Raw genomic sequence first — 2,508 nt, 5'->3', positions numbered from 1 at the left:
TCTCTCCGGTGTCGGGCGGGCGGCGGGCGGACCGGCCACTGATTCGACGTTTGTCTATGCAGAGCTTGCCGGAGTGCATAGACGACTGTCAAGATAGATGCATGTCGAATCAGGGTTCCGTGCTTGCGCTCGCCGTCCGCGGGGCCGCGGCGTGCTGCCCGCCGCTGAGCTCGGCTGCGCTGTCGCAGGTGGACGCGGCGCGGATGGCGGGGATGTTCAAGGCCCTGGCTGATCCGGTGCGGCTGCGCCTGTTCTCCCGGATCGCCGCGCACACCGGCGGCGAGGCGTGCTGTGCGATATCCAGGACGTGGGTGTCTCACAGCCCACCGTCTCCCACCACCTGAAGAAGCTGCGCGAGGCGGGTCTGCTCACCGCGCAGCGGCGCGGGACCTGGGTGTACTACCGGGTCGACCCGGCCGTGGTCGCCGCCTTGGCCGGGCTGCTGGACCTGCGCTGACCGGCGCGTGTGGTCACGGGACGCGCCGGCAGCGAGCTGCGCCGTGACACAACAGCGCTCGCCGCGAGGCGGCGACCGGGACGTTCAGGTCGCGCGCAGCAGGCCGCGCACGCGCTTGTCGATCTCGTCGCGGATGGGACGTACCTGCTCGGCGCCCAGGCACTCGGGGCCATCCGGTTCCCATCCAGGTAGGGCTCGCCGGGCAAGGCGGGGCGGGCGTCCCCGCAGCCCATGGTGACTACGACGTCGGCTGCCGTGACTGCGATCCTCGCCCGCGATGCCGGCGGCGCGCGGGGGCGAACGTCCCGCGCCCTGCCGCCGCAGGGCACGCACCGGTCACCGCGTTCGGCCTGTCTTTGGCCCGGGTGGGTGCGGCGCGGGCCGTCGAGCTTGACCGCCGGACGGCGGCGTGCCTACATTTCAAGCGTGGTTGAATCAACTGTGACTGAAGTATCAGTGGGCGCCCCCGTCGGGACGGACACCGCCGGGCAGGGCGCCGCGGCGGTGTCCCTGCTGCAGGTCGTGGCCGACCCGGTGCGCTGGGCGGTGCTGGCACGGCTGACCGGCGGCCCGTCGTGCGTGTGCAACCTGCAGGAACACGTGCCGGTCCCGGCGAACCTGCTCAGCTACCACCTTAAGCTGCTGCGCGAGGCCGGGCTGGTCACCACCAGCCGCCGGGGCCGCTGGATCGACTACGCCCTGGCCGACGACGCCCTGGACCGCCTGCACGCCGCCCTGCCCGCGATGCCCGCCGCCGAGCGGGTGCGGCCGTGAGCATCGCCGAGCACCTGCCCGCCTCGCCCCGCACCCGGGCACTGGCCCTGGCCGGCGCGGCGGCGGCCTGGATCGGCGCCTACCTGCTCAACGAGCCGCTGTGGGACCACCTGCTCTACGGCGCCGCGGGACTGAACCCGGCCGGCCGACTGGGCAGCGCGATCCACTTCTTCGCCTACGACACCGTCAAGATCACCCTGCTGCTGGTCGGCATCATCTTCACCGTCACGGTCCTGCGCTCCTACATGAGCCTGGAGCGCACCCGCGCACTGCTCGGCGGAAAACGCGAAGGCGCGGGCAACGTCATGGCCGCCGGCCTGGGCGTGATCACCCCGTTCTGCTCCTGCAGCGCGGTGCCCGCGTTCATCGGCTTCGTCGCCGCGGGCGTGCCGATCGGGGTGACCCTAAGCTTCCTGATCGCCAGCCCCCTGGTCAACGAGATCGCGATCGGCATGCTGTTCACCCTGTTCGGCTGGAAGATCGCAGCGCTCTACGTCGCCGCCGGCCTGACGATCGCCGTCACGGCGGGCTTCACCCTCGGGCGCCTCGGGGTGGCGCGCTGGGTCGAGCCGTTCGTGTTCGAAACCCGCCTCGGCGGCCAGGTCATCGACTCCACCGCAGGCCTGAGCCTCGCCGACCGCCTGCAGATGGGCGCCGAGGAAGTCGTCAGCATCCTGCGCAAGATCTGGCCGTACCTGCTGGTGGGCATCGCGCTGGGCGCCGTGATCCACGGCTGGGCCCCGGCGCGCCTGTTCACCACCTACGCCGGTGCGGGCAACGCCTTCGGCGTCCTGGTCGCCGTCGCCATCGGCGTGCCGCTGTACTCCAACGCCGCCGGGATCATGCCGTTGGTGCAGGCCCTGCACGAAAAAGGCCTGCCGATGGGCACCCTGCTGGCGTTCATGATGAGCGTGGTCGCCCTCTCGCTGCCGGAGATGATCCTGCTGCGCCGGGTGCTGCGGCCCCAACTGCTGGCCACCTTCGTCGCCGTCGTCGCAGCCGGGATCGTCGCGGTCGGCTACCTGTTCAACGCCGTCCTGACCTGACAGCCAACCCCTCCCTAAGGAAGACACCGTGAAGATCAAAGTGCTCGGCCCCGGCTGCACCAACTGCGTGAACCTCGAGCGCGCCACCCGCGACGCCGTCGCCGCCCTGGGCCTTGAGGCCACGATCGAGAAGGTCACCGACTACGGCGCCATCATGGGCTACGGCGTGATGAGCACCCCCGCCCTGGTCGTGGACGAGAAAGTCCTCGTCTCAGGCCGCGTGCCCACCCC

General features: G+C 71.2%; 3 protein-coding genes and 1 pseudogene. All 4 read left to right on the top strand.

Features of this window, described 5'->3' with window-relative positions:
• Positions 1 to 101 precede the first annotated feature (101 nt).
• A pseudogene (locus KGA66_RS32360) lies at positions 102 to 457 on the top strand (metalloregulator ArsR/SmtB family transcription factor).
• A gap of 426 nt (positions 458 to 883) precedes the next feature.
• Positions 884 to 1,231, top strand: coding sequence for an ArsR/SmtB family transcription factor (locus tag KGA66_RS31905; RefSeq protein ID WP_211472656.1), 348 nt, complete (start codon positions 884 to 886; stop codon positions 1,229 to 1,231).
• Positions 1,228 to 2,277 carry a permease gene (locus KGA66_RS28580; RefSeq protein ID WP_211472654.1) on the top strand — a complete coding sequence of 350 codons (1,050 nt, stop codon included), beginning with the start codon at positions 1,228 to 1,230 and terminating at the stop codon, positions 2,275 to 2,277. The genes KGA66_RS31905 and KGA66_RS28580 overlap by 4 nt, the downstream gene beginning before the upstream one ends.
• A gap of 28 nt (positions 2,278 to 2,305) precedes the next feature.
• Positions 2,306 to 2,508, top strand: a 203-nt coding sequence (locus KGA66_RS28575) for a thioredoxin family protein (protein ID WP_211472652.1), incomplete at its 3' end; no start/stop codon positions are given.

It is taken from the genome of Actinocrinis puniceicyclus (assembly GCF_018283645.1).
GTDB lineage: Bacteria > Actinomycetota > Actinomycetes > Streptomycetales > Catenulisporaceae > Actinocrinis > Actinocrinis puniceicyclus.
This window is presented reverse-complemented; position numbering and strand designations above follow the sequence as displayed.